The organism is Leifsonia sp. Root227, assembly GCF_001428745.1.
Taxonomy (GTDB): domain Bacteria; phylum Actinomycetota; class Actinomycetes; order Actinomycetales; family Microbacteriaceae; genus Leifsonia.
Genome location: NZ_LMIO01000001.1, coordinates 306717 through 331760 on the forward strand (window position 1 = coordinate 306717; position 25044 = coordinate 331760).

The 25044-nt window shown below is 67.4% G+C and carries 32 protein-coding genes; 15 read left to right on the forward strand and 17 right to left on the reverse strand.

Annotated elements, in window-relative coordinates; genetic code table 11:
* Window positions 1-63 precede the first annotated feature (63 nt).
* Window positions 64-495, forward strand: a complete 432-nt coding sequence (locus ASE16_RS01440; RefSeq protein ID WP_055889719.1) for an SRPBCC family protein — start codon at window positions 64-66, stop codon at window positions 493-495.
* A gap of 42 nt (window positions 496-537) precedes the next feature.
* On the opposite strand, the gene ASE16_RS01445 is transcribed toward ASE16_RS01440, so the two are convergent.
* The 6 genes from ASE16_RS01445 to ASE16_RS01470 all read right to left on the reverse strand — a co-directional run bounded on the left by ASE16_RS01445 (window position 538) and on the right by ASE16_RS01470 (window position 5958).
* Window positions 538-1071, reverse strand: a complete 534-nt coding sequence (locus ASE16_RS01445; protein ID WP_235500363.1) for a TetR/AcrR family transcriptional regulator — start codon at window positions 1069-1071, stop codon at window positions 538-540.
* Window positions 1072-1276: 205 nt separating this feature from the next.
* A complete protein-coding gene (locus ASE16_RS01450) occupies window positions 1277-3583 on the reverse strand; it encodes a transglycosylase domain-containing protein (protein WP_055889726.1) in 2307 nt (768 codons plus the stop codon).
* Between the two features lie 94 nt (window positions 3584-3677).
* Entirely contained in the window at window positions 3678-4163 is a 486-nt protein-coding gene (locus ASE16_RS01455) for a MarR family winged helix-turn-helix transcriptional regulator (protein ID WP_055889729.1), read from the reverse strand.
* 277 nt (window positions 4164-4440) lie between these two features.
* Window positions 4441-4938 carry a MarR family winged helix-turn-helix transcriptional regulator gene (locus tag ASE16_RS01460; RefSeq protein ID WP_055889733.1) on the reverse strand — a complete coding sequence of 166 codons (498 nt, stop codon included), beginning with the start codon at window positions 4936-4938 and terminating at the stop codon, window positions 4441-4443.
* Window positions 4939-4995: 57 nt separating this feature from the next.
* Window positions 4996-5526, reverse strand: a complete 531-nt coding sequence (locus tag ASE16_RS01465) for a MarR family winged helix-turn-helix transcriptional regulator (protein WP_055889737.1) — start codon at window positions 5524-5526, stop codon at window positions 4996-4998.
* 48 nt (window positions 5527-5574) lie between these two features.
* Entirely contained in the window at window positions 5575-5958 is a 384-nt protein-coding gene (locus ASE16_RS01470; RefSeq protein WP_055889742.1) for a hypothetical protein, read from the reverse strand.
* Window positions 5959-6167: 209 nt separating this feature from the next.
* On the opposite strand from ASE16_RS01470, the gene ASE16_RS19915 reads away from it, so the two are divergent.
* The 5 genes from ASE16_RS19915 to ASE16_RS01490 all read left to right on the forward strand — a co-directional run bounded on the left by ASE16_RS19915 (window position 6168) and on the right by ASE16_RS01490 (window position 9486).
* Window positions 6168-6485, forward strand: coding sequence for a hypothetical protein (locus ASE16_RS19915; protein WP_200949525.1), 318 nt, complete (start codon window positions 6168-6170; stop codon window positions 6483-6485).
* A 38-nt stretch (window positions 6486-6523) separates the two neighbouring features.
* Entirely contained in the window at window positions 6524-6679 is a 156-nt protein-coding gene (locus ASE16_RS19920) for a hypothetical protein (RefSeq protein ID WP_200949526.1), read from the forward strand.
* A 127-nt stretch (window positions 6680-6806) separates the two neighbouring features.
* A complete protein-coding gene (locus tag ASE16_RS01480; protein ID WP_055889745.1) occupies window positions 6807-7484 on the forward strand; it encodes a PadR family transcriptional regulator in 678 nt (225 codons plus the stop codon).
* Window positions 7485-7645: 161 nt separating this feature from the next.
* Window positions 7646-8662, forward strand: a complete 1017-nt coding sequence (locus tag ASE16_RS01485) for an ATP-binding cassette domain-containing protein (protein ID WP_055889749.1) — start codon at window positions 7646-7648, stop codon at window positions 8660-8662.
* The gene (locus tag ASE16_RS01490) at window positions 8659-9486 is read left to right on the forward strand and encodes an ABC transporter permease (protein ID WP_055889753.1); all 828 of its coding nucleotides are present in this window, start codon (window positions 8659-8661) and stop codon (window positions 9484-9486) included. The genes ASE16_RS01485 and ASE16_RS01490 overlap by 4 nt, the downstream gene beginning before the upstream one ends.
* A gap of 81 nt (window positions 9487-9567) precedes the next feature.
* Here ASE16_RS01490 and ASE16_RS01495 read toward each other — a convergent pair whose 3' ends face one another.
* Both ASE16_RS01495 and upp read right to left on the reverse strand, forming a co-directional pair.
* A complete protein-coding gene (locus tag ASE16_RS01495) occupies window positions 9568-10308 on the reverse strand; it encodes a winged helix-turn-helix domain-containing protein (protein WP_055889757.1) in 741 nt (246 codons plus the stop codon).
* 433 nt (window positions 10309-10741) lie between these two features.
* A complete protein-coding gene (upp, locus tag ASE16_RS01500; protein ID WP_055889760.1) occupies window positions 10742-11374 on the reverse strand; it encodes a uracil phosphoribosyltransferase in 633 nt (210 codons plus the stop codon).
* 41 nt (window positions 11375-11415) lie between these two features.
* Between upp and tadA the strand changes: the two genes are divergently transcribed.
* Window positions 11416-11883: a tRNA adenosine(34) deaminase TadA gene (gene tadA, locus ASE16_RS01505; RefSeq protein WP_055889764.1), complete on the forward strand. Its 468-nt coding sequence runs from the start codon at window positions 11416-11418 to the stop codon at window positions 11881-11883.
* Window positions 11884-11898: 15 nt separating this feature from the next.
* Here tadA and ASE16_RS01510 read toward each other — a convergent pair whose 3' ends face one another.
* Both ASE16_RS01510 and ASE16_RS01515 read right to left on the reverse strand, forming a co-directional pair.
* Window positions 11899-12597, reverse strand: a complete 699-nt coding sequence (locus tag ASE16_RS01510) for a glutamine amidotransferase (protein ID WP_055889766.1) — start codon at window positions 12595-12597, stop codon at window positions 11899-11901.
* A complete protein-coding gene (locus tag ASE16_RS01515; protein WP_055889768.1) occupies window positions 12594-13556 on the reverse strand; it encodes a cation diffusion facilitator family transporter in 963 nt (320 codons plus the stop codon). The genes ASE16_RS01510 and ASE16_RS01515 overlap by 4 nt, the downstream gene beginning before the upstream one ends.
* A gap of 22 nt (window positions 13557-13578) precedes the next feature.
* Here ASE16_RS01515 and proC point away from each other — a divergent pair, with 22 nt between their 5' ends.
* Window positions 13579-14427: a pyrroline-5-carboxylate reductase gene (gene proC / locus ASE16_RS01520; RefSeq protein ID WP_055889769.1), complete on the forward strand. Its 849-nt coding sequence runs from the start codon at window positions 13579-13581 to the stop codon at window positions 14425-14427.
* Between the two features lie 41 nt (window positions 14428-14468).
* Here proC and ASE16_RS01525 read toward each other — a convergent pair whose 3' ends face one another.
* The 3 genes from ASE16_RS01525 to ASE16_RS01540 all read right to left on the reverse strand — a co-directional run bounded on the left by ASE16_RS01525 (window position 14469) and on the right by ASE16_RS01540 (window position 17684).
* Entirely contained in the window at window positions 14469-15290 is an 822-nt protein-coding gene (locus ASE16_RS01525) for a hypothetical protein (protein WP_200949527.1), read from the reverse strand.
* Between the two features lie 293 nt (window positions 15291-15583).
* Window positions 15584-16255 (reverse strand): potassium channel family protein, encoded by a 672-nt coding sequence (locus ASE16_RS01535; protein ID WP_055889775.1) that lies wholly within the window; start codon window positions 16253-16255, stop codon window positions 15584-15586.
* Entirely contained in the window at window positions 16248-17684 is a 1437-nt protein-coding gene (locus ASE16_RS01540) for a TrkH family potassium uptake protein (protein ID WP_055889778.1), read from the reverse strand. Before ASE16_RS01540 ends, ASE16_RS01535 begins: the two co-directional genes overlap by 8 nt.
* Before the next feature lie 65 nt (window positions 17685-17749).
* Between ASE16_RS01540 and ASE16_RS01545 the strand changes: the two genes are divergently transcribed.
* The 5 genes from ASE16_RS01545 (at window position 17750) to ASE16_RS01560 (ending at window position 19330) form a co-directional block, all read left to right on the forward strand.
* On the forward strand, window positions 17750-18178 hold the full coding sequence (locus ASE16_RS01545; RefSeq protein WP_055889783.1) for an ArsR/SmtB family transcription factor: 429 nt from the start codon (window positions 17750-17752) through the stop codon (window positions 18176-18178).
* A 116-nt stretch (window positions 18179-18294) separates the two neighbouring features.
* On the forward strand, window positions 18295-18489 hold the full coding sequence (locus ASE16_RS01550; RefSeq protein WP_055889786.1) for a helix-turn-helix domain-containing protein: 195 nt from the start codon (window positions 18295-18297) through the stop codon (window positions 18487-18489).
* Window positions 18490-18558: 69 nt separating this feature from the next.
* Complete coding sequence (locus ASE16_RS19215) at window positions 18559-18657, forward strand: 30S ribosomal protein bS22 (protein ID WP_003792170.1); 99 nt, start codon at window positions 18559-18561, stop codon at window positions 18655-18657.
* 113 nt (window positions 18658-18770) lie between these two features.
* Window positions 18771-19034, forward strand: coding sequence for a glutaredoxin family protein (locus ASE16_RS01555; protein WP_055889788.1), 264 nt, complete (start codon window positions 18771-18773; stop codon window positions 19032-19034).
* Window positions 19031-19330: a Dabb family protein gene (locus tag ASE16_RS01560; protein WP_055889790.1), complete on the forward strand. Its 300-nt coding sequence runs from the start codon at window positions 19031-19033 to the stop codon at window positions 19328-19330. Before ASE16_RS01555 ends, ASE16_RS01560 begins: the two co-directional genes overlap by 4 nt.
* A gap of 82 nt (window positions 19331-19412) precedes the next feature.
* Here ASE16_RS01560 and ASE16_RS01565 read toward each other — a convergent pair whose 3' ends face one another.
* From ASE16_RS01565 to ASE16_RS01575, 3 genes are all read right to left on the reverse strand, one after another.
* The gene (locus ASE16_RS01565; protein ID WP_055889795.1) at window positions 19413-20114 is read right to left on the reverse strand and encodes a GntR family transcriptional regulator; all 702 of its coding nucleotides are present in this window, start codon (window positions 20112-20114) and stop codon (window positions 19413-19415) included.
* Complete coding sequence (locus ASE16_RS01570) at window positions 20114-20797, reverse strand: GntR family transcriptional regulator (RefSeq protein ID WP_055889798.1); 684 nt, start codon at window positions 20795-20797, stop codon at window positions 20114-20116. The genes ASE16_RS01565 and ASE16_RS01570 overlap by 1 nt, the downstream gene beginning before the upstream one ends.
* A 229-nt stretch (window positions 20798-21026) precedes the next feature.
* Complete coding sequence (locus tag ASE16_RS01575) at window positions 21027-21416, reverse strand: SHOCT domain-containing protein (protein ID WP_055889803.1); 390 nt, start codon at window positions 21414-21416, stop codon at window positions 21027-21029.
* Between the two features lie 138 nt (window positions 21417-21554).
* Here ASE16_RS01575 and ASE16_RS01580 point away from each other — a divergent pair, with 138 nt between their 5' ends.
* A complete protein-coding gene (locus tag ASE16_RS01580; RefSeq protein ID WP_157479969.1) occupies window positions 21555-23480 on the forward strand; it encodes a thioesterase domain-containing protein in 1926 nt (641 codons plus the stop codon).
* Window positions 23481-23532: 52 nt separating this feature from the next.
* Here ASE16_RS01580 and ASE16_RS01585 read toward each other — a convergent pair whose 3' ends face one another.
* The gene (locus tag ASE16_RS01585) at window positions 23533-24138 is read right to left on the reverse strand and encodes a gamma carbonic anhydrase family protein (protein WP_055889811.1); all 606 of its coding nucleotides are present in this window, start codon (window positions 24136-24138) and stop codon (window positions 23533-23535) included.
* Window positions 24139-24181: 43 nt separating this feature from the next.
* Between ASE16_RS01585 and ASE16_RS01590 the strand changes: the two genes are divergently transcribed.
* Window positions 24182-25036: a polyphosphate kinase 2 family protein gene (locus ASE16_RS01590; protein ID WP_055889814.1), complete on the forward strand. Its 855-nt coding sequence runs from the start codon at window positions 24182-24184 to the stop codon at window positions 25034-25036.
* Window positions 25037-25044 lie beyond the last annotated feature (8 nt).

The window sequence follows — 25044 nt, forward strand, 5'->3', positions numbered from 1 at the left end:
CTGATGTTGCGCAACGGCCCTGGTGCGTCGGCGCTCGGGCCGAGTGGAGCCGAGGAGACGGTCATGGGCAGCTATGTCGCGCGAGCCGAAGTGGATGTGCGGGCGCCGCGGTCGGCGGTGTGGCGGGTGCTCACGTCCAACGGCGCGCATCCGGAGATCATGTTCGGTGCCGATGTGGAGTCGGACTGGCGCATCGGCAGCCGCATCGTCTGGCGCGGCGAATGGCAGGGGAAGAGCTTCGCGGACCACGGGCGGGTGATCGAGTTGCAGGAGCCCAGCAGGATCGTGCTCACCCATTTCAGTCCGCTCAGCGGCGCGGACGATGTGCCGGAGAACTATCACACCCTCCGGTTCGAACTGGATGAGACGCCGCGGGGCACGCATGTCACCCTCGATCAGGACAACAATCCGACGGCGGAGGCGGCGACGCACGCCAGGGAGAACTGGACGACGATGCTCGCCGGCGTGAAGGCGGTCGCGGAGCGCGAGGCCTGAACCGCGCTGTCGGGCCGGGCCGCGCGCTGGCGCGCCGCGTGCCTACGGACCGACCGCCTCGCGGAGGTACGCCCCGAGGAACAGATCGAACGCGGACACGGTCTTCTCCCTGTCACCGGTCATCAGGTAGCCGAAGCGGAGCCCGGCCGCGGTGTCGGCGAGCCAGCGGGCGAGCACCGCAGCGCGCTTCTTCTCGACCCCGTTCGCGGTGAGCCAGCGCTGCACGACGGCGAGCCAGTCCCGGAACGAACTCGTGATGCGGGTTCCGAGGTCGGGGTCGATCGGCTCGAGGGCTCCTGCCTCGAACTCGAGGCGGAGGCTGGTGCGGTTGCTCTCGCTGAGGGAGCGGCGGAAGGCCGCCCGGTACCAGTCGGCGAACTGCTCGCGATCGAACGCGGCGATGTCGACGCCGAGCGCCGGCTCCGACTGCCGGCGGACCGCCTCCTCCAGGATGGCGTCGACCATCTGCTGCCGGGAACCGAAATGGTAGATGAACGAGTACGTGCTCACACCCAGCGCGCTCGCCAGGCTGCGGAAGGTCATCCGGGAAAGCGGCTCGGTCGCCACATGCTCCATGATGCGGCCCAAAAGCTCTGGCTTTCGATTGGGGTCTGGTGTACGTCCCACGCGATAACCATAGGTGAGGCGCTGGGGGTCGCGGAAGGCGAATCAGGGTATAAAGACCGGAATTCCAATATCAGTTCCGGAGCGCCTCCTCTGGCTCACTCCGGGACGATCCGAGGACGGGATGCGTCAGCCGCGCCCGCCCGAGAGGAGCGGCTCACCCGTTCCCCTTGCCGCCGTTCCCTGGTCCGCCGTTCCCCTGGCCGCCATTGCCGGCGCCGCCGGTAGCCGGGGGCGCCGGGTTGACAGGAGCGGTGGGAGCCGTGGGCGTCGGCGGCTTGGGCGCGACGGGAGCCTTCGTGAACTTCGCGTCCGGCGACGGGAACGCGGTGCCGCCGTACGCCGCATTGAGCGCGAGCAGGATCGGCTTCGCGATCGCGAACTTGACGTTTCCGCCTCCGATGCCGTTGAACGATTGGCTGCGGAGCGCGACCGCCCCCTCCACGTTGCCGACCCAGGTGGCCTGTGCGACCTTCGTGGTGGAGGTGACGAGCCAGTTCTCCAGCGAGTCGTCCGTCGTGCCTGTCTTGCCGAAGATCGGGATGCCGTCGTTCGGGTTGGCCGACGTGGCCGTTCCGCCTCGCAGCACGCCCTGCAGCGCGAAGATCGCCGCGGCCGCGACACCCGGGTCGATCGGAGTGGTCGAGCACTGCGTCTTGGGCACGGCGTGCTCCGTGCCGTCCGCGTTCAGGATCTTGTCGATCGCGATCGGGCTGCAGGCGACGCCGTTGTTGGCGATGCCCGCGTACGCGGTCGCCATGGTGAGCGGCGCGATGTAGTTGGTGCCGAGGACCGACGACGGGTTGGCCATGAACCGGTTGGCCTCTTCATCCGCCCCGTGCACGAGGAGGTCCTGCGCACGCTGCTTGATGCCGCAGAGGTCGAGCTTGGTGGCCATCTGCGCGAAGATCGTGTTGATCGACTGGGCGGTCGCGTTCATCACCGTCGTGCTGCCGACGGACTCGCCCTCGTCGTTCGAGACCGGCCACGGTGCGCCCCCGATGTCGTTGCACGGATCGCTGGAGTGGAAGGCGGACTGCGGGAACAGATGCTGCGTTCCGTTGACGGACTCGTAGAGGGAGTGCCCCTCCTGCAGCCATTCGAGCAGGTCGAACGCCTTGTACGCCGATCCCGTCTGGAAGCCCTCCGAGCCGCCGTCGACGTAATCGGTGTTGTAGTTGACGGCCGTGGTCGCGGGGGCAGGATTGGCCGTGTTGTCGTACGGTCTGTTCTGCACCATCGTGACGACGCGTCCTGTTCCGACCTCGACGGAGACGTTCGACGATCCGAGGTCGAGGTACGGGCTGGCCGGCGGGATGTACGCGGCGATCGACGCCTGCGCGGCGCCCTGCAGGTCGAGGTTGAGGGTGGTGTAGATCTTGAGCCCGCCGCGGTTGAGGAAGCTGCTGCGGTCGTCGCTCGTCTTGCCGAAGATCGCGTTGTTCTCGATCTGGCGCTCGACGTAGTCGCAGAAGAACGCCGCATTGAACTGCTGAGCTGTCATGCAGCCGTTCTGCACAGGGGAGATCTTCGGCTCGACCTTCGACGCCTTGGCCGCGTCGTGCTCCGCCTTGGTGATCTTGCCGTTGGCGAGCATCCTGTCGAGGACGTAGTTGCGGCGCTCCAGGGTGTCTTTGTATCCGTCGGCCGCGCCGTTCTCCTTGTTGTTCGGCTGGTCGATGCGGAGGTTGTCCGGGTTGTTGAGAATCGCGATGAGCGTTGCGGCCTGCTGCAGGTTGAGAGCTTTCGCAGAGACGCCGAAGTAGTATTCGGACGCGGACTGGACCCCGTAGGTCCGTCCGCCGAACAGAGCGATGTTCAGGTAGCTCTGCAGGATCTGGTTCTTGGTGTATTCCTTCTCGAGGCCGATCGCGTATCGCATCTCCTTGAGCTTGCGAACGGGGTCGACCTCTGTGGCGTCGTTGTAGCAGGACTCGTACGCGGTGAGCTGCTTCTTCTGCACGGCCGCCGTGGCCGTCACGTCCGGCTGCTTGTTCTCGCAGCGCTGCACCAGGATGTTCTTGACGTACTGCTGGGTGATCGACGAGCCGCCCTGCACGTCCTTGTGCAGCGCCGTGAGCATGGCGCCTCGGATCGTGCCGGTGACGTCGACGCCGCCGTGCTCGTAGAACCGCGGGTCCTCGGTGGCGATCGCGGCGTCTTTGAGGTTCTGCGAGATATCGTCCCAGCCGACCTCGACGCGGTTCTGCGAGTAGAAGGTCGCGATCGGGACGTCTTTGCCTCCGGACTTCGCGTACATGGTCGACGCCTGGGCGAGCGGCTCGACCTTGATGTATTCGGGCAGCCCGTCGAAGACGCCGATGGTGGAGTCGGCGGCCGATCCCGTGAGGGCCACCGCCGGCGTGACGGCTGCCGCGCCGAGCACGCCGGCCACGGCGCTGAGTGCGACGAATCCCAAGAGCGCGGGCGCCCATCCCCATCTGCTGCGGCCCGAAGATTTCATGGCGTCATGATACGCGGCGTCGTTGGCGGTTTCGCCGGGACACTCGTCAGGTTGCGGACAGTCTCGGGATGTGGAGAGCGTCGTCGGGCGGTCGTCACTCCGAGCGAAGCTTGTCGCAGAGCTCGGCCAGCCGCTCGAGTTCGTCTGCGTCGAGGCGTCCTCCGACGCGTTCGGTGATCGTCCGCATGTGCTCGACGGCCACCCTCCTGAACATCTCGAAGCCGGAGTCTGTCATGCGGATGACCGTGCCACGCGCATCCGACGGCTCCGGGCATTTCGCGACAAGCCCGCGGGCGACCAGCCGGTCGACCAGGCGACTGACGCTCGGCTGCGTGAGCAGCACGTGCTTGTTCAGGTCACGGAGCCGGAGCGAACGGTCTGGCTGCCTGGACAGGTTGAACAGCACGTCGTACTCGTTGAACGAGATGTCCCTGGTCGGGAACTCGGCGGCGAGGGTGCGCATCACGGCGACCTGGGCGCGGAACAGCGACTCCCACGCGCTGACGGCATTGACGCGGGCGGATGCCCGTCTGGTCGCGCGGTCGCGTTCGTCGGTGCCTGCTCGCTCGTCCGTACGCATGATGCTGCTGCCTCCTCGGTGACGAATGCTCGATGCATTCGCATCCTTCCACCAACCGGTGACAGTTCCATCCGTGCCAGCACGGGATGCGCGCCATCGCGTTAAGAGATTGAGGGCCGGCCGCAGAGGCTAGCGGCCGGCCCTCTCCCTTGCACCAAGAGTGTCCTGCAATCACATTCCGCGTTGGCTGCCACAGCAAACAACTAACGCTCTTGAACTATATAACGAAGAGGTAACGGGATCTAGTTATCTGTTCGTTATTTTTGCTGCGAGTTTTCTATGTGCCCCGCAGCGGCCCCTCGGCCTCGCCCATCCGGTCCAGGGATGCGGTGAGGCTGGCGAGGAACGCCGTGACGACCTCGGCCTGGTCCTCGTCGAGAGCGGCTGCCACGGACAGCAGTCTGCGGTGCATGTCGCCGAGCGTCTCGCGGACGTCTTCGTCCGCTCCGGGAGTAGCCGTGATGACGATGCTCCGCCTGTCGCTCGGGTGCGGGGCGCGGCGGATGTGGCCGGAGGCGGTGAGCCTGTCCAGCATGATCGTGATCGACGAGGATTTCATGCCGAGCAGGACGGCCAGGTCGTTCGGCGTCACCGGCTTCCCCTCCGCCTCAGACTTCAGCAGGAAGCGCAGGGCGCGGAGGTCGGCCTCACCCATCTTCATGGACTCGCGCGTGCGGCGTCGCATGGCCTGCTCGGCGGCGCGATACGTGCGCAGCGAGCGGAGGACGCGGACGGAGCTGGCCGGCGCCGTTTCATACCAGGGTTGTTCGGGCATACGACGGCCAGTTTACCCGGCGTGTCGGCGGCGTCCGTGTGGTGACATCGCCACGGGTCAACGCTTTGCGCGGGTGTGCGACGAAGCGGCCGTGTCGATGTGATCGACCGCGTCGCGCAGGCGGTCGATGAACTCGACGATCGTCTCCGCGTCCTTCTCCGAAAGCGATCCTGCCACGTCGATGAGCTCTTCCCTGATGTCGCCGAGGATCGCCTTGTGCAGTTCATCGGTCGGCACGGTGGGGACGATGATCAGGGCGCGCCTGTCGAACGGGCTCGGCTCGCGTCTGACGTGTCCCGCCTTCTCGAGCCGGTCGAGGAGGATCGTGATGGAAGAGCTCTGAACGCCGAGGTAGTCCGCGAGCTCCTTCGGTCCGACGCTCACGCCGCGCTCGTTCGCGCGAAGCAGATAGCGCAGCGCGGAAATGTCGTTCTCGCTCATCCGCATCGCGTGCTCCGAGCGCCGCTGCATGGCCGCGTCGGCCGCCCCGTATGCCCGCATCGCTTCGAGGACGGTCACGGCGCGCTGCCGTTCCGCCTCCTGTCCGTACCAGTAGTGAGGCGTCGAACCCGATTTGTTCGTCGTCATGCCCTAGATGATAGACCAACTACAAGCTAGACAATCTAGCGATGGACATCAGACGGCGACCGCGGTAGTGCTCCGAGCGACAGGCGATCCTGCTGCTCTGGCTGACGTCTGGCGGCGCCTGTGTTGCGGTAGAGGGGAGATGTCTGCGAGCTCCTGCGGCAGCAAGACTCCGGCGGACCTGCTCGCCATCTCCATCAGCTGGCCGAGCCACGCATCGTCGAGGCGGTCGCCTACATCCCGATCGAACTCGTAACGGAGCGGGATGGCGTTGTCGATCCAGACGGAATGCCGGGCCGGAGCCGACCGCGTGGTCGACCAGCTCAGCAGGAAGGGCTCCCTCCGCCTGAGCTTCACCGTGATGACCGCCTGAATATGCGCGAGAGCGCGGTCGTCGAACTCGAACCCCTGCCCGTCGTACACCAGCACACCCATGACTCTCCCCGTCCTTTCGTGCGCCCGATCCGGCGACGTGATCGAGGTTAGCGTATTACTAGATCGTCTAGCTACGCACATCCGGAAATATCCATCTGGAAAGCGATTAGCGTATCTTCGGCCGAGAATCAACCCCCCTCCCCGAATTTGTCTCGGACGAAAACTAGCTAGAAGATCTAGTTATCCACGACAGCTCGGAAGGGCACATCATGACGATTGCTACAGACGGTCCGTTCCTGGCGACGCACGCCGGAGCCGGCGACGAGCCCGCCATCTCGGCGACAGGCACCGAGTGCGTGACCTGGCGCGTCCCCACCGCCGGCCTCTGGGTGGCAGAGACCCCCTCCGCATACCTCGGGATGGTCGACCACAGCCGCGACGGCTTCGTCGCCACGAGCAGCACCGGTCGCGACCTGGGCGTCTTCGGCACCCTCGCGGAGGCGCAGGTCGCGGTCTACCGGACGTGGTCGACCCCGGACCAGGCCCCACGTGCGGGCTGGACGTTCCGCGCGTCCGCCGCCTGCTAGCCCCACAAACCACCAACAAAGAAGGAAGCCGAATAACAATGCTCGCCCTCATCATCGTTCTGCTCGTCGTCTGGGCCATCTTGGCCGTTCTTGGATTCGCCATCAAGGGCCTGCTCTGGCTCGCGATCCTCGGGCTCGTCTTCTTCGTGATCACGGCGATCGTCGGCTTCATCAGGCGCAACAAGAAGGCCTGAGCCCCACGCGCTCCTCAGCGGACCTCCCAGCGACGACCTCGCGGGGAGGTCCGCTTTCGTGTGTCGGAAAGCGTCTGGACAGATCACTCCAGAGCGAATACTCTAAACAAAGTATTCGGAGGTGAGTATGAGTAGACGAGCGATCTCGAACCCGCTGGCACTGGCGGTGCTGTCCTGTCTGTGGGAACGGCCGATGTACCCGTACGAGATGACCACCTCGATGCGCGAGCGCGGCAAAGAAGACAGCATCCGGCTGAATTTCGGCTCCCTCTACGCGGTCATCAAGTCGCTGGAGAAGCACGGCTTCATCGTCGCGGCGCAGACAGAGCGCGAGGGGAACCGCCCGGAGCGCATCGTCTACGAGATCACCGAGTCCGGCCGCCGCGAGGCCGACGAGTGGCTGCGCGAGCTCATCGACACCCCGGTGAAGGAATACCCGGCGATCGAGACAGGGCTCTCACTGCTGCCGATGCTCCCGCCGCAGACGGCCATGGAACTGCTCGACAAGCGGGTCGAGCGTCTCGACGACGAGATCGCATCCCGTCGTCGTCAGCTCGACGAGATCGGGGACGACCTCCCCGAGCTGTTCATGGTCGAGTTCCACTACCGCCAGGCTGTGCTGGATGCGGAACGCGCGTACCTCGCGGGCCTCGCCGCGCGCATCCGAGATCGGTCGCTCAGCGGCCTGGAGATGTGGGAGGGGCTGCACGCGCTCCTCCATCAAGGACTCAGCATGGCCGACATCCAGCAGAGGGTGGCGGCAGGCGACTTCGGGCAGGAGGTGGCCGACCTGCTGGGCACGTAGTACCGCATTACACAAAACCGATGGCCGGAGAGCGGCAACTCTCCGGCCATCCAAACCCCAGTCGTTCCGTGAGGAACCTGCGTCAACAGTCACCGAGGGTCCATCTCCAATGGTATCGCGCGGGTCTCTCACGAACGGCTTCACTCAGAAAGGAAGCCATCGTGGCAACCGAAAACCCGTCGGCGCTCATCGCCGACGACCTCAGGAAGTCCTACGGGGGCGGCAGGGGCAAGCCGCCCGTGCACGCTGTCGACGGCCTCAGCTTCACGGCGGAGACCGGAACCGTCTTCGGGCTGCTCGGCCCGAACGGTGCAGGCAAGTCAACCACCATCAAGATCCTCTCGACTCTGACTCGCGCCGATTCCGGCCGGGCGTTCGTGGCGGGGATCGACGTGGCCAAGCACCCGGGCCGGGTGCGCAGGTCCATCGGTTTCGTCGCGCAGAAGTCGGTCGCCGACCCGATGGACACGGGCGCGGAGAACCTCGTCCTCGCCGGCAGGCTGCAGGGCTTGTCCGCACGGGATGCGCGTGCCAGGGCAACGGAACTGCTCGACAGGTTCGCGCTGACCGAGCACGCGACGCGGCAGGTCAAGACGTACTCGGGCGGCATGTCGCGCAAGCTGGACGTGGCGATCGGCCTCATGCACCGGCCGGCCGTGCTGTTCCTCGACGAGCCGACCACCGGTCTCGACCCCGAGGCCCGCGCAGAGCTGTGGTCGGAGATCGAGCGGATGACCGCGTTCGAGAACATGACCGTGCTGCTCACCACGCACTACCTGGAGGAGGCGGACAGGCTCGCCAAGCGCCTCGCCATCGTCGACAGGGGAACGGTGGTGACCGCCGGCACCCCTGAGGAGCTCAAGAACGACCTCCGCGGAGACGCGGTCATCGTCGAGCTCACCAGCGACGGCGACCCGTTCGCAGCGCTCGAAGCGCTCCGCCGGGTGGATGCGCTCAGCGAGGTCGGAGGGGACGGCCGCACCCTGCGTGCCCGCGCAGACAGCGGCGCCGCGACGCTGCCGCACGCGCTGGCCGCTCTCGACGCGGCAGGCGTCGCCGTCGCGTCGGCGACCGTCGCGAGGCCGAGCCTCGACGACGTCTACCTGCGGCACACCGGCCGCACCCTCACGAAAGCACAGGAGACCGCGCAGGACGCAGCATTGGAGAACGCATCATGACCGCCATCGCACCCACCAGTATCCACTCGGAGCGCACGGCGTCAGGGCCGTCGTTCTTCACCCACACCGCTGTGCTGACCGCACGGCTGCTGCGAGCGGCGTGGCGGATGCCCGTCTTCCTGGTGATGAACCTGGTGCAGCCGATCATCTGGCTGCTGCTGTTCGGGCAGCTCTTCAAGGCGGTCGTACAGATCCCCGGGTTCGGCAACGGGCAGAGCTACCTGGAGTTCCTGACGCCGGGCATCGTGATGATGATGGCGCTGTTCGGCAGTGCCTGGTCCGGCACGGTGTACATCCAGGACATGCAGCGTGGAGTGATGGACCGGTTCCTCACCTCGCCGACCAGCCGGCCGGCGATGATCGTTTCGACGCTCGTCTACCAGTCGATCCTCGCCGTGGTGCAGTCGCTCGTCGTTCTCGGGATCGCGTTCTGGGCCGGTGCCCGGTTCGAGGGCGGCTTCTCCGGGATCGTGCTGCTGCTGCTCGCCGTAGTGCTGCTGACCGCGGTGTTCTGCTCGCTGTCCAACGCCGTCGCGCTGCTGGCGCGGGAGCAGACGGCGCTGATCGGCATCTCGCAGCTGATCACGCTGCCGCTGATGTTCCTCAGCTCGGCGATCATGAACACCAAGCTGTCGCCGGAGTGGGTGCAGAACGTCGCGGCGTACAACCCGTTCGAGTGGGCCGTGATCGTCGGCCGCCAGGCGCTCAGCGCGCATCCCGACTGGTCGTCGCTCTGGGCGCATGTCGGGCTGCTCGCCGCTCTCACCGTCGTGATGGCCGCCCTCGCGACCTCGGCCTTCCGCGCCTACCAGCGCTCGGCCTGACCCGAACAATCGAGTCCGAAGTTATTCAGGCGCCACGCCGAGTGGCACCGTGAACAACTTCGGACTCGATGGCGTCGGGGCCTAGAACAGGTCGGGGGAGGGAGCGGAGGCGTGGCGGATCGAGACGTCGGCGTGACGGTCGAAGCGGTAGCCGACGCCGCGGACGGTGCGCACGATGTCCTCGTAGCGACCGAGCTTTGAGCGGAGGCGGCGGACGTGCACGTCGATGGTGCGCTCGTTCGGCACCTCATCGTCGGCGGAGCCCCACAGCGACGAGATCAGTTCGGCGCGCTCGATGGTGCGGCCCTCGCGGAGCACGAGGTACTGCAGCAGCTCGAACTCCTTGTATGTGAGAGCAGCGGTCTGGTTGTCGAGGATGAGGCGCTTGCGCGAGATGTCGACGACGACGCCACCGGATGCGCGGTCCTCGTCCTCATCCGGCGTCGCCTGGTGGCGGTGCTTGGCGATGGCGGCAGGGTCCTGCAGGGCGAGGCGGACCACATCCACATCGCGTCCGCCCGCTCCCTCCGGGGCGAGGGCGACGGCGGCGTACGTCTCAGCGGACGGGGCGATCTCGGCGGTGAGGCGCTTCAGCGCGTCGACGATGCGGCCGAGGTCGGTGCCAGCGGCGGCGGCCTTGGCCTCGTCGATGCCGACGTAGAGGACGAATCCTCGGGCCTCTGTTCCGTTGGGCACGGCGCGGATCTGGGCGGCGGGCGCTGCCGGTGCTGCGGTCTGTGCCTGGACGGCGGTGGCGGGAGCGGGGGCTGCGGCGAGGTGACGGCTGGGGGCGTAAGCGGTGTCGATGGTTGCCAGAGACATGGGATGAGTCCTTTGCGATGATGCGGTGAATCCCCTGCCGGATACGGCGTCCCCGGTGGCGTCGATGCGTTCGACGTGTACAGGTAGGTGGCGGGGTGCGAGGATTCGCGAGTTGTGTCGGCCCTGGAGCGGGCGGTGAGCGGATGCGTGCGTGTGGCGCATCCGGGGAGCGTGTCAGCGCGGTCCCGACTCAGTGGGTCGGCGGCTGGCTGGCTCGGCGAAGGGTCGTCAGATTAGCGACACATTCGGCAACACATGACCGAGTCGCGGCCGGGCATCATCATGCCGGCATCCCCAGGGGCCTCGAAGGAGGTCAGGGTACGCGAGTTGTCAGTCATGCATTGAAGTAAAGCGTCCGATGACGGCCCGTGTCAAATCATTACGCAATATTGCGCTGCCGCTCGCAGTGAGCGGGTGAGTCGGAGCGGGTGGATCAGACCGTGCCGTAGAGGCGGTCGCCTGCGTCGCCGAGGCCGGGGACGATGTAGCCGTTCTCGTTGAGGCGCTCGTCGAGGGCGCCGAGCACGATGGTGACGTCGCGGCCCTCGGTCGCCTTCTCCAGGGCGGCGATGCCCTCCGGCGCGGCCAGGATGCAGATGGCGGTGACGTCGACGGCGCCGCGCTTGAACAGGAACTCGATGGCGGCGCCGAGCGATCCGCCCGTCGCGAGCATCGGGTCGAGCACGAAGCACTGGCGGTCGGACAGGTCGTCCGGCAACCGCTCCGCATAGGTGGTCGGCTCGAAGGTGACCTCGTTGCGGGCCATCCCGAGGAAGCCGACCTCGGCGGTCGGCATCAGGCGGACCATGCCCTCGAGCATCCCGAGCCCGGCGCGCAGGATGGGAACGACGAGCGGGCGCGGCTCGCTGAGCGTCACGCCGACGGTCGTGGTGACGGGCGTCTCGATCTCGACCGGCTCCACCTTCACGGCGCGCGTGGCCTCGTAGGCGAGCAGCGTGACGAGCTCCTCTGTCAGTGCGCGGAACACCGGAGACGGGGTGTGCTTGTTGCGCAACACCGTCAGCTTGTGGGTGATGAGGGGGTGGTCGGCAACGTGCACTCGCATAGGCTCAAGGCTAACCGACGATTACCCCGCGAGGAGCCCCCGTGAGTCTGGCCGTCCCCGACGACTACGAGCAGTGGATGCGGCGCGCCATCTTCGACGCCAGGCTCGCCTTCGACACGGGGGACGTTCCGGTGGCAGCGCTGGTCGTCGACGAGCACGGAACGGTCATCGGCACCGGCCGGAACGAGCGCGAGCTGCACCACGACCCGACGGCGCACGCGGAGGTGCTCGCGCTGCGCGAGGCGGCCGCATCCAGGGACGACTGGCATCTCGAGGGATGCACGCTCGTCGTCACCCTGGAACCGTGCGTGATGTGCGCAGGCGCTGTGCTCGCTGCCAGGGTGCCGCGTGTGGTGTTCGGGGCGTGGGACGAGAAGGCAGGTGCAGCCGGATCGGTGTACGACGTGCTGCGGGACCGCAGACTCAACCACCGCGTCGAGGTGTTCGCCGGGGTGCTGGCCGAGGACTGCGCCGACCTGCTGCTGGACTTCTTCCGCGCGAAGCGCTGAGCGCCGCTGCGCCCGCTACGGAAGCTGCGCCACCCACTCCGAGAACGCTGCCCTGGACGCGGCCTGCATCGCCCCTGAGTACTGCTCGCGGTCTCGGCGCATCGCGTCGGGGTCGATGGCGTGCTCGTCGAGTTCGTTGTACCCGTCGGAGACCCAGCGTTCGTGCATCTCGTCGGTGACCTCCGGGTGGAACTGCACGGCGAGGGCGAAGTCGCCGATCGCGAAAGCCTCGTTCGAGTAGTCACTCGACGACGCCAGCAGCGTCGCCCGCTCCGGCAGCTCGAACGTGTCGCCGTGCCACTCCACGACGGGCACACCGTCGAAGTGCCGGATCGGCGACTCGGCTCCGGCCGGGGTCGGCTCGACCCTGCGGAAGCCGATCTGCATCGTGTCGCCCTTGTAGACGCGCTCGCCGAGCGCGCCCGCCATGAGCTGCGCGCCGAGACAGACGCCGAGCGTCGGCCGCTCGGCGTCGAGCCGCTCGCGGATCAGCCGCTGCTCGTGCGCCAGGTGCGGGAACTCGTCGGTCTGGTACGCGCCCATCTCGCCGCCGAGGACCACGAGGAGGTCGGCGGACTGCGCATCCACTGCTGACACGTCCTCCGTCGTCGCGTCGATCACGTGCACCTCGTAGCCGTGCTCGACCAGGACGGGTCCGATGTTGCCGAGGTGGATGGTGGGGTCGTGCTGGAGCACGACGGCACGTCTGGTCACTCGAGTCCTTTGATGACGATGGTGTCGGTAGCTGGGTGCTTCTCGTTGGGGTCGATCCAGACGTCCGGCTCGATGTAGATGACGCGGGCGGCCGGCACGGCAGCACGGATGCGCCTCTCGACAGAGTCGATCGCCGCGGCGACGTCTGACAGTCTGCGCTCGCCGTAGATCGCGAGCTTCACGCCCACCAGGAGCTCGTCCGGCCCGAGGTACAGCGTCTTCATGTGGATGATGCGCTCCGCCTCGTCGCCGTCGAGGATCGCCTTCTCGATGGCAGCGACATCCTCGTCGCTCGCACCCTCGCCGACCAGGAGGCTCTTGGTCTCCATGCCGAGGACGATCGCGACCACGATCAGCAGCGCGCCGATCAGGAGGGTGCCGATCGCATCCCACACCCCGTTGCCGGTGATGATCGTGAGTCCGACGCCGAGCAGGGCGAACACGAGTCCGGTGAGGGCGGCGACGTCCTCGAGGAGCACGACGGGCAGCTCCGGCGCCTTGGCGCGGCGGATGAACTGCGGCCACGACATGCCCTTCTTGTGCGGGCGGGACTCGTGCACGGCGGTGCGCAGCGAGAACGATTCGAGGCAGATCGCGATGACGAGCACGAGCAGCGGCAGCCACCAGTTCTCCAGGGGATGCGGGTGCGTCAGCTTCTCGAAGCCCTCGTAGAGCGAGAACACGCCACCGACCGAGAACAGGATGATCGAGACGACGAAGGCGTAGACGTAGCGCTCGCGGCCGTAACCGAACGGGTGCTCCTTGTCCGCCTTCTTCTTCGCCTGGCGTCCGCCGAGGAGCAGGAGCAGCTGGTTCCCGGAGTCGGCGACCGAGTGCACGCCCTCCGCGAGCATGGAGGACGAGCCGGAGAACGCCCACGCGATGAACTTCGTGATGGCGATCCCGAGGTTGGCCGCGAAGGCTGCGACGATTGCCTTGGTTCCACCCGATGCGCTCATGGCAACATCCTAGGATGGCGGCATGACCGACACGCAGAACGTCACGCTTCCGACGATCGCCATGCTCGGAGCGGGCTCCATGGGCCGCGCCATCCTCAGCGGCCTCCTCGCGCCCGGTGTCACCGTCGACGGCGGCATCCGGGTGACCAACCGTTCCGCGGCCCGCGCCGCCGAGCTCTCCGGAACCGCCGGCGTGACCGCGTACGCCACGGAGGAGAAGGCCGACGCGAACCGCACCGCCGTCGACGGCGCTGAGATCGTGATCGTGGCCGTGAAGCCCGCGATGGTGCCCGACCTGCTGCGCGAGATCGGCGCATCCCTCACCCCCGGCGCCGTCGTCGTGAGCGTCGCGGCCGGTGTGACGACCGCGACGTTCGAGTCGCTGCTGCCGGAGACCGTGGCTGTCGTGCGGTCGATGCCGAACACGCCGGCCGTCGTCGGGAAGGCCGTCACGGGGATCAGTGGAGGCAACCGCGCGCGCCAGGAAGACCTCGCGCTGGTGCGCACGCTGTTCGAGACCGTCGGCGAGGTGGTCGAGGTCCCCGAATCGCAGCTGGATGCCCTCGGCACCATCTCCGGCTCCGGCCCCGCGTACGTGTTCTTCCTCATCGAGCAGCTGACCGAGGCGGCCGTCGCCAAGGGCTTCACACCGGAGCAGGCGGCGACGCTGGTGAACGGCACCTTCCTCGGTGCGTCCGAACTCCTGGTCTCCTCCGGCGAGGACCCCGCCGAACTCCGCCGCCGCGTCACGAGCCCGGGCGGCACCACGGAGCGCGCCATCGCCGTGCTCGCCGACGCCGACCTCTCCGGCCTCTTCACGCGCGCCACCGACGCCGCTCTCGCCCGCTCCCGCGAGCTCGGCGCCTCCTGACCCCACCCCCCTCCTCGCTCCCCACCCCATCGAGCCCGAAGTTATTCATGCGACACGCCGATCTCGGGCGTGAACAAGTCCGGACTCGATCGTTTGAGGGCTGCGCGGATCAGGGGGACGGCCCGAGGGACAGGGCCGGCGAGGTCGGCGGCGGTCAGGAAGACGGTATTCCAGCCGGCGGATGCGAGACGCTCGCGTCGGTGGATGTCCGCGCGATAGAGGTCCGAATCGGTTCGGTGGTGGTCGCCGAGGTACTCGATCGCTAGCCTGCGCTCAGGGTACGCGAGGTCGACCATCGCGATCAGCCGCCCATCGTGCTTCACACGGAAATTCAGTTCAGGTTCGGGGAGCCCGGCGCCGACAAGTTCCACCCGAAGCAGTGACTCTTGCGGGGACAGCGACCCGAAGCGGACCAAGTCGAGCGCGAGGCGAAGATTCCGGACGCCGCGACGACGACCGTGATGACGCACGGCGCGTTCGAGGTCGGCCGGTCCGAGCGGACTGGCCTCTCCCGAATACGGCTCGTCGCCCGTGATGATGAAGTCACCGATTGCGACCAGGTCGGGCACGTCGAGGCGTCCCGAGAGCTGAGCCCACACGTCCTCGGGCGCGACGCAGGGAAGACCGTCGATCGTGACGACCCGATGCCCGACCGCCTGCAGTTCATGCGACGCGACTCCCCGCATCTGAGGCGGCTTCCTCGGCGCGAAGACGGCGACGTGGAGAAGCCTGGGGTGGCGGTGAACGGGGAGCGGCAGCCGGTGGATCAGGGCAGCGGTTTCATGACTGAAGTAGTGGCCCACTCGGCGCTGCGCCGCATATGCGCGGCACATTTCGATGTGATCGCTGAGGTCCGCATCCACTGCTCGGACGCCGCGAAACGGCCGCTGGAGGTCGCCTCGGTAGAGGCGCCATCGCTCGACTCCCGCCGCCCGAGCCTGGGCGTACGTGAATCCCGCGGCATCGAGCCCTGCGTCAGCTAGCTGTTCCATCCCAACATCGTCATGCCCCGCTCACGCCGCCGTCCGGTTGTCCACAGCCCAGCCATCGATTCCGAAGTTGTTCACACCCGAAGCCGGCGTGTCGCCTGAACAAGTTCGGACTCGATTGTTTCGGAGGCCGGGAGAGCGGGAGCGGGAGCGGGGCGGGGGAGAGGTCAGGAGTCGAGGGCGGCGAAGCGCTCGATGTCGGAGGAGGAGCCGGAGACGATGATGAGGTCGTGGTTGGAGACGACGGTGTCTGCTGTCGCGTATGTGAAGGGCTTGCCGGGGGACTTGACGCCGACGACCGTGATCTTGTGCTTGGTGCGCACGCCGGACTCGGTGAGGGTGAGGCCGCGGATGGGCTTCGGCGGGTACATCTTCACGAGGGCGAAGTCGTCGTCGAACTCGATGAAGTCGAGCATCCGGCCTGACACCAGGTGGGCGACGCGCTCTCCGGCCTCCGCCTCCGGGTAGATGACGTGGTTGGCGCCGATGCGCTCCAGGATCTTGCCGTGCGACTGCGAGATCGCCTTCGCCCAGATCTGCGGCACCTTGAGGTCGACCAGGTTGGCCGTGATCAGCACGCTCGCCTCGATCGACGAGCCGACGGCGACCACCGCGATCGAGAAGTCCTCTGCGCCGATCTGACGCAGCGTCTCGATCGAGCGGGCGTCGGCCTGAACAGTGTGCGTGACCCTGTCCGCCCACTTCTGCACCAGCCCGGCATCCGTGTCGATGGCGAGCACTTCGCGGTCCAGACGGTCGAGCTCCCCGGCCGTCGCGGCGCCGAAGCGACCGAGACCGATCACCAGGACGGGAGCATTGTGCTTGATCCTGTCAACCAACGAGCGGCCTCTCCTCCGGGTTCTGGTACAGCTGCTTGCGCTGGCTCTGGGCGAGCGCCGCGGCGAGAGTCACTGTACCAACGCGCCCGCAGAACATCGTGGCCGCCATCACGTAGACGCCGGCGTCCGGCAGCTTCTCAGTGAGTCCGGTGGACAGACCGCAGGTGGCGAACGCGGAGATCACGTCGAACAGCACATGATCGAGCGGCGCCTTCGTGATCTGCAGGATCAGGATGCTCGACACGGCCACGATCGTCGCACCCCACAGCGCCACCGCCACCGACAGCCGCAGCACGTCGATCGGGATGCGGCGGCGGAACGCATCCATCGACTCCACACCGCGCGCCTCGGCGAACGCCGCGAGGAACAGCACGGCGAGCGTCGTCACCTTGATGCCGCCTGCCGTGGATGCCGACCCGCCTCCGATGAACATCAGCATGTCGGTCACCAGCAGGCTCGACCCGTGCAGGTCGTCGATGGGCACGGTCGAGAACCCGCCCGATCTGGCCATGGTCGACAGGAACAGCGACTGGAAGACCGTATGCCCCGCATCCAGATGGCCGAAGGTCTTGGGGTTGTCCGCTTCGAGGACGATGTACAGCACCGCGCCGGTGACGAGCAGGATCACCGAGGTCAGCAGGGTGAGCTTGACGTGGATGGACCAGCGGCGGCGCTTCTTGCGCAGGTTCGTCGCGATGGCGAGGATCACCGGGAAGCCGATCGCTCCGAGGAAGACGCCGATCATCAGCGCGCCGAGGAACCAGAAGTCCTCCGCATACGGCGTCAGCCCCTCCGCGTTGGGCGAGAAGCCGGTGTTCGTGAACGCCATCGCCGAGTAGTAGACGCTCTCCCATAGAGCGGTGACGAACGGGACACCGGCGATCAGCATCCGCGGGAACAGCAGCAGAGCGACGACGCCCTCGATCACCACCATGCTGAGCGCCACCGTGATGAGCAGCTTGCCCACCTCGCCGAGCCGCACCGCCTGGCCCTCTGCCACCGGCCCGGCGTGGATGCGCAGCGGGTTGCTGTCGCTCGCGGCCATCAGCTTCGCTCGGAGACCGAGTTTGCGGGACACGACCAGCCCGAGGATGCTCGCCATCGTCAGCACGCCGACGGCGCCGATCTGCACGCCGAAGAACACCAGCAGGTGGCCGAAGACGCTCCAGTGGGTGGCCATGTCGACCGTGGAGAGGCCGGTGACGCAGATCACGGACACGGCGGTGAACAGGGCGTCGGCGAGCGGCGTGGTCGAGTGTTCCGTCGTCGCAATCGGCAGCGAGAACAGGAGGGTGAAGACGAGGATCAGGAGGGTGAAGACGAGGATCGCAAATCGCGAAGGGCTTCTGCTGGCGAACCCGTTGACACCGTCGCGGATGCGGCCGCCCGGCCCGAGGCCGATGCGCCCGGACATCTGTGTCGCTCGCATGACCGTTCCTCCCGCCGACAGCTTGGGACATGGTACTCCGCTGGGCGAGTGACTAGCCTGGGGTCATGGCCGACATCTTTGACGTGATCGCGGATGCGACGCGACGCGACATCCTGAGAGTCCTTCTCGACCGGCACGTCGACGATGTCCATTCCTCGGGGGAGATATCCGTCTCCGAGATCGTGTCGACACTGGAATTGAGCCAGCCGACCGTGTCGAAGCACCTCAAAGTCCTGCGCGAGGCCGGGCTCGTCTCGGTGCGCGAGGAGGGCCAGCACCGCTACTACCGACTGGATGCCGCCCCGCTGGAGGCCGTGGAGGACTGGGTCATTCCGTTCACGGCATCCGATGTCGACCTCGCCGCGATCGAGGACCAGCTCGCCGAGGAGACCCGCGAGTTCGCGAGCACGGTCGGCAAGGTGCTCGCCGACACCGGCCATCGTGTGACGACCGCGGTGGAGCGGGTGACGCCGCGCAAGTGGCGCCGCGACTGACGCGAGCGACGCTCCCGCTCGCCGTCCACTTGTCTGCGACCCCCGCCGGGTTCTAGAGTTCGTGTCACCACTCGTGTCACACGAGTACCATGACAGCAGAAGAAGGACTAGGCAGAATGGCACGCGATCTCTCGGATGTGCGCTTCCTGACGGTCGCAGAGGTGGCCGACATGATGCGCGTCTCCCGCATGACCGTGTACCGTCTCGTGCACTCCGGCGAACTGCCCGCCATCCGTTTCGGGCGGTCGTTCCGGGTTCCGGAATCGGCTGTCACCCAGGCTCTGGACAACCACGTCGCCGACACCGCGTGACGTCGGGTAGACTAGTGCCTTGTGTCGCCGCGCATTCCGCGGCCTGCCCCCTAACTTTGTGAGGTCTACGTGGGTTCCGTTATCAAGAAGCGTCGCAAGCGTATGGCGAAGAAGAAGCACCGCAAGCTTCTTCGCAAGACGCGCCACCAGCGTCGCAACAAGAAGTAGACCTCGAGTCTGCAGCTCAAGCGTCGGTCCCTTCGGGTCCGACGCTTTTTGCTGCCCGGATACTGACGCTCGCGCCGCGGCCGGCCGCCGCGCATCCGGCTAGGGTTGGATGCGTGTCCAGCGTCTCTCTCACTCTGATCGGCAAGCCGGGGTGTCATCTCTGCGATGACGCCCGCGCGGTGATCGGCGCCGTGATCGGCGACCTGCCGGATGGCGCACCGACCGTCGTGGTCGACGAGAAGAACATCCTGGAGGACCCTGACCTGCACGCGCAGTATGTCGAGGACATCCCTGTGGTGCTCGTCGACGGCAGGGTGCACACCTATTGGCGCGTCGATCCGGCTCGTCTCCGCACCGCTCTCCTGGAGGTCAGATGACCATTCGCCATGTCGTGTCGTGGAAGCTCGCGACCTCGGACGAGTCGGAGCGCGCAGAGCAGCGCGCCGCCGTGAAGGCCGGCCTGGAGTCGTTGCCGGCGACCATCCCGGAGATCCTCGCGCTGGAGGTGGGAGTGGATGCGCTGAGCGCCGACAACTTCGACGTCGTGCTGATCAGCAACTTCGCAGACGAGGCGGCACTTCAGCGCTACGTCGAGCACCCGGATCACCAGCGCGTCGCCGCGTACATCCGCTCCGTGGTGGGAGCACGCTCGGCGGTCGACTTCCGCGTCTAACGCAATCGAGTCCGGACTTGTTCACGCCTGGACACGGCGTGTCGTGTGAACAAGTCCGGACTCGTTGGATGCGCGCGGCGGGTCAGACGATGGGGGTGTCGTCGATCTCGGCGTCGGCGCGGCGGTAGTCGGCGAGGAACTGGGCGTGGGACGGGGCGAAGAGCGCCTTGACGAGGTCGCCTGCCTTGTCGCCGTCGCGTTCCTTGGCAGCGGCGGCGATCTCCGCGATGCGCGCGGGGAGGTCGTCGGTGTCGAACGGACGCTGCCACACGGCGATGTAGCGCAGCAGCTGGGGGCTGAGGCCCTCGCTGACGCTCACGAGGACATCGTTGCCCGTGTTCCGCTCGAACTCCAGGAAGAACTCGTTGAGCGTGTGTCCGAGCGCGGGGTGGTCGCCGGACTTGGTGAGCTTCTTCGCCTCCTTGGCCAGCTTGTCGAGGCGGGTGGCCGCCGCGTTGCTGAGGTTCGGGACGGCGTCGCGTGCTGCCTGCTCGTGCAGGAGCCCGGAGATGTAGACGGCCTCGTCGATCGCGCGCATGTCGATCGGAGCGACGCGGGTGTACCTGTTGGGCGCCATCTCGACCAGGCCGATCTCGGCGAGCTTCATCAGGGCTTCGCGGATCGGGGTGCGGGAGACGCCGAGCCACGCGGTCAGCTTCTCGTCGAGCAGAGTCTCGCCCGGTTCGAGGGTTCCGTCGAGGATGCCGTCATACAGGCGGTTGTAGACGACATCGCGGAGCAGCTGGCGCTCGACCGGTGCGGTGTCTTTGACGGGGAGCGGCATCAGTTCTCCTTCTTCTCGAGCGCGGCGAACTCGTCGACGAGCTGGGAGAGTGCTTTGTTCCAGTAGTCGTCGACGGCCGCGGCGGCCTTGTCGGCGTTGCCGGCGGTCGACGCATCGACGATGGTCTTCAGGTACGGCAGTCCGGCCTCGAACGCGCTCGTGCTCGGAGCAGCGATGAGCGCGCGTCGGATCTCCGGCAGGTGGCGGCTGAGCAGGCGGGCCACCGTCTTGTTGTCGAGTCTGCGTACGTAGACGTTGATGAAGTCGTCGGAGAACGACTTGTCCTTGACGAGTTCGCTGAGGTCGTCCCCGCTGGTCGCTTTCGCTGCGAAGGCGCGAAGCGTCTCCTTGTCGCCGTCGGTGAGGAGGGCGGTGGAGTCGCGGACGACGCCGTGCAGGAGGGTGCCGACCGTCTCGATGAGACCGCGGAGGCGGACGGAATCGATCGGGGTGACGCGCGTCCGCTTCTGCGGCATGATCTCGACGAGCCCCATGGAGGCGAGCTGGTTCAGGGCCTCGCGCACCGGGGTGCGGGAGACGCCGACCCACTTCTCGATCTCAGCGTCGTAGAGCTGCTCGCCAGGGGTGAGATCGCCGTCGACGATCGCGTCGAGTAGGCGAAGGAAGACTTCGTCTCTGATGAGCCGTCGTGGGCTGACGGTCTCCGTAATGGGTACAGGCATACATGAATATTACATCCGCCCAGTGTGAATTCAAGCTAGGGAGAACACGAATGTCGCGGATGTGGGATCGGAGCGCCAGGAATCCCGGGTGCTGTGGTGATGGATGAAGAGGCTCGCGCTGTGAAGTCTGTTATGTCAGATGTGAATAAAGGGTATCAGCTATCGGATCGGCAGAAGCGCGGCGTCCCCATCGGCCTGGACGCCGCGCTTCTGCGATGCCAGCGGCTCGTCAGAACTTGTTGCCGAGGGCCTTGGCCTTGAGGGCGTCGAACTCGCCTGCGGTGATGACTCCCTGGTCGAGGAGCTGCTTGGCCTTGGCGATGTCGTCGGCCGGGGAGGCGGACGCGACCGTGCGGATGTAGTCGTCAGCCTGGGACTGGGCCTGCTGCACATCCCGCGCCTGGCGCTCCGCCATGCCGCGACCCCGCGCGATCAGGTAGACGAGGGCGGTGAGGAACGGAAGGAAGACCAGGAAGATGATCCAGAGCGCCTTCCACCAGCCGTTGAGCTTGCGGTCGCGGAAGAGGTCACCGATGATCGCGAAGAGTGCGAACAGGTAAGCAATGAACGCGAAGGCCCAGAAGATGAGCCAGATGACGTTCCAGAAGTTGTTCCACATGAGACGACAATCCTTCCGTGCACCGCTCCGTGCGGCGTCAGAGCACACGCTAGTGCTCAGGTCGTGCGCTGCGCTAGGGAAACCGACCTCGCCGCCGTGGGCGGATGGCTGTCGGAGGGCGCGGGTTAGGCTGACGCCATGCTGCCGCAGATCCCCCCGCACACGTGGCGAGGGCGGAGCGCGGCGGGGACGGCGATGTTCGTCCTCTGGCTCGTGGTAGCGGTCCCGCTCTCCGTCGTCGCCGGGCTGGTGCTCCTCGCGCTCGGTGCGCTGGCAGCGGCGGTCGCGCTCGTGTTCTGGCTGGTGTGGGCGGCGGTCGCCTGGGTGTGGTTCGCGATCGAGCATGTGCAGCGCATCCCGTATCCGTTCGCGCTCCGGCCCCCGGCTGGGAGGCGGGCGCGCCGACTCGTCGGCAGCTCGCTCTACCTCGCGCTCGCCCCGCGCATCGTCGGAGGGACGGCGCGCCTGGCCGGTGTGGTGTTCGGGCCGCTGCTGCTGCTTGCGAGCGTGGCCGGCCTCTTCTCCACGCGCTGGCGCGCGCGACCGTACGTCGCCGTGTTCACGCTGCGCGCCGTGCTTCTCAAGGTCGTGAACCTCGGCCGCCGCCGCAATCTGCTGCGCGACGGGCACGACGCGGACATCCTCCGCTACGACGACTTCCTGGCGTCGGCGTTCCCGCACATCAGGGACTTCCTCGACTGGTGGCGCGATCCGCACGCGCCACATGACTACACGCCGTCTCCCACCCTGGTCGACGTGCCGGCAGCGCTCCTCGGGCTCGAGCTCGAACCGTATCCCGACCCGCTCGGCTATCCGGGGCTGGCGGCGGGCGCGCTCCGCCGCCATAGCATCGGGAGCCTGCGCGACATCTTCCTCAGCCAGCGCGAGATCGACGACCTCTGCGACCCCGACCTCGACGACCGCGCCGACGTCGCTTTGATCCGCGTCGTGCACCGCGTGGATGCGAATGGGCTGCGCCACTGGATCGTGCAGTTCCCGAGCACCAAGTCCTGGCACCCGCGACAGGGCGCAGCCCCGAACGATCTCACGGCCGACCTGGTGATCGGTGCGGAGGAGGAGCCGACCGTCACCCGCGCCGCACTCGAGACGATGCGCGCCGCGGGCATCCAGCCAGGGGAGCCCGTGCTGCTCGCCGGGTTCAGCCTCGGCGGCATGGTGGCGGCCCAGGTGGCGGTGCGTGCGGCACGGGCAGGGTTCACGGTGTCGCATCTCGTGGTCGCCGGGACGCCGCTCGGCCGGGTGCGCATCCCGGACGAGGTTCGCGTGCTGGCGATCGAGCACGTGCTCGACATCGTGCCGCGGATCGACGGCAGGGAGAACCCGGTGCGGCACGTTTCAGGCACGGACGGCTTCGTGACCGTCAAGGCCGGCCCGATGCTGCCTGTCGGGTTCCGGCTCGGCGCCCTGCACCAGTCGACGGCATACGCGGACACGGCTCAGGCGATCGAGTCGGACCCGCCGGATGCCCTGGTCGCCTCGCTGCTGCACGAGCTCGCCGGTTACTTCGGCGGCGGCCAGACCATCGTCGACCACGCCGCGCTCCGCTCCGGCGGCCTCGGCCCGCAGCCGTCCGTCCCGTTCTACCTGCACAGCACCGTGCAGGACGGCATCACGCGGGGCACGCTCCGGCAGACCCTCCGGCGCATCGCCGGGGTGATCGCGGTGGACGTGTACCAGTCGCGAGCGGGGTTCGCGACGACGATCCTGTGGAACGCGGACGTGCTCGTGCGCAGCCTGCAGCCGTGGTTCGCCTCCGTGGAGCGGTTCGCGGTGTACCGCGGACTGCTCTCGCTGTTGAAGCGGCGGCGCGCGGTGGGCATCCACTTCCGGTTGCAGGCGAAGGAGACGCCGGGAGTGATCTGGGAGGCCACGGTGCAGCAGATGGCGGACGGCCGATGGAGGGAGATCCTCGACGTGTCGTTCGACGACGCGGCGTCGGAGGCCGAGTTCGAGCGCGCGTTCCCCGGAGGAGCGGAGCCTGCCGTGGTGTTCTACCCCGCGTCGGCGTTCGAGCCGATCGTGGACACCGCATCCCGTCGCTGACGGAACGGCGCGGAAACGGCGCGGAATCGGCAGGAGTGGGACCAGCGGTCGCTCAGTCGAGCCGCACGTCGTCGGCGTGCGCGCCGAGCGAGCGGGCGTAGCGCTCCGTCAGCTCCACCATGAACGGGCGCTCGGTCGTCGTAGCGTCGATGCCGAAGACCGTCCCGGCGAAATCCAGCTCTCGCTGCACGGCCCAGATCTCCTCGTGCGCGCCAGGCGGGAAGAGCTGCGCTGGGTCGCCGACGGCCACCCAGCCGATCGGCACCGTGCTTCCGGCCTCCAGTACCGTGCGCAGGTGGACCACTGCGTCGATGCGCACCTCGCTGCCGCGGCCGATCACGGCGCCGTTGAAGATCCGTGCTCCTGTCGCGATGAACACTTCCCGATCGACGGTCGCTCCGGTGATCGCGGCGAGCGGCCCGATCAGCGAGTGGTCGCCGATCGTGAGCGGGTGCCTTCTGGTGGAGCGGAGCACGGCGTTCTCCATCACGATGACGTGCTCGCCGAGGTCGACGGGGCCGCCCTCCGCAGTGATCACGGCGCCGTGCGCGATCCTGCAGCCGGCGCCGATCCGCACCTCCCCGCTGACCACCGCGGTGTCGGCGACCACAGCAGACGGGTGGATGCGGGGTTCGGCTTCGCCGTGTCGGTATCGCACGCCTTGACCGTACTATGGACCGCACGCGAACGAGGAGGTCACCGTGGGACGTGAAGGGTACTGGACCACCGAGCCGGTCGAGCTGCTCGAAGTCGGGGAAGGCTTCCGGCTGGACGAGCAGGACACGGGCGGCAAGCCCGGATTCGACGGAGGCAAGCCGGAGGGGGTGGCCGCGCTCGCCGAGGGGGCTGCGATCCTGGCCGACCTGCAGGAGCGCCTGTACGCGGCGGGGACGGTGGGCGACAAGCGTCGGCTGCTGCTCGTGCTGCAGGCCATGGACACCGCAGGCAAGGGCGGCATCGTCTCGCACGTCGTCGGCGCGGTGAACCCGGGCGGTGTGCGCTACGCGGGCTTCAAGAAGCCGACGCCGGAGGAGCTGGCTCACGACTTCCTCTGGCGCATCGACCGCGAGGTCCCTGCCGCAGGCCAGCTCGGCGTGTTCGACCGTTCGCACTACGAGGACGTGCTGATCGGGCGCGTGCGGCAGCTCGCGCCCGCCGACGAGATCGAGCGCAGGTACGGTGCGATCAACCAGTTCGAGGAGGAACTGGTGGAGAGCGGGACGACGATCGTGAAGGTGATGCTTCACCTCGGCAAGGACGAGCAGAGGGCACGCCTCGCCGATCGCCTCGAGCGGCCGGAGAAGCACTGGAAGTACAACCCGGGGGATGTCGACGAGCGCGAGCTGTGGGACGAGTACCAGGCCGCGTACCAGGTGGTCTTCGACAGGACCTCCACGAAGCAGGCCCCGTGGTTCGTCGTCCCCGCCGACCGCAAATGGTACGCGCGGCTCGCGGTGCAGCACCTGCTCATCCATGCCCTGGAGGACATGGACTTGGGCTGGCCCGCCCCCGACTACGACGTGGAGGTCGAGAAGGCCAGGCTCGCCGCCTCCTGATGTGGCGG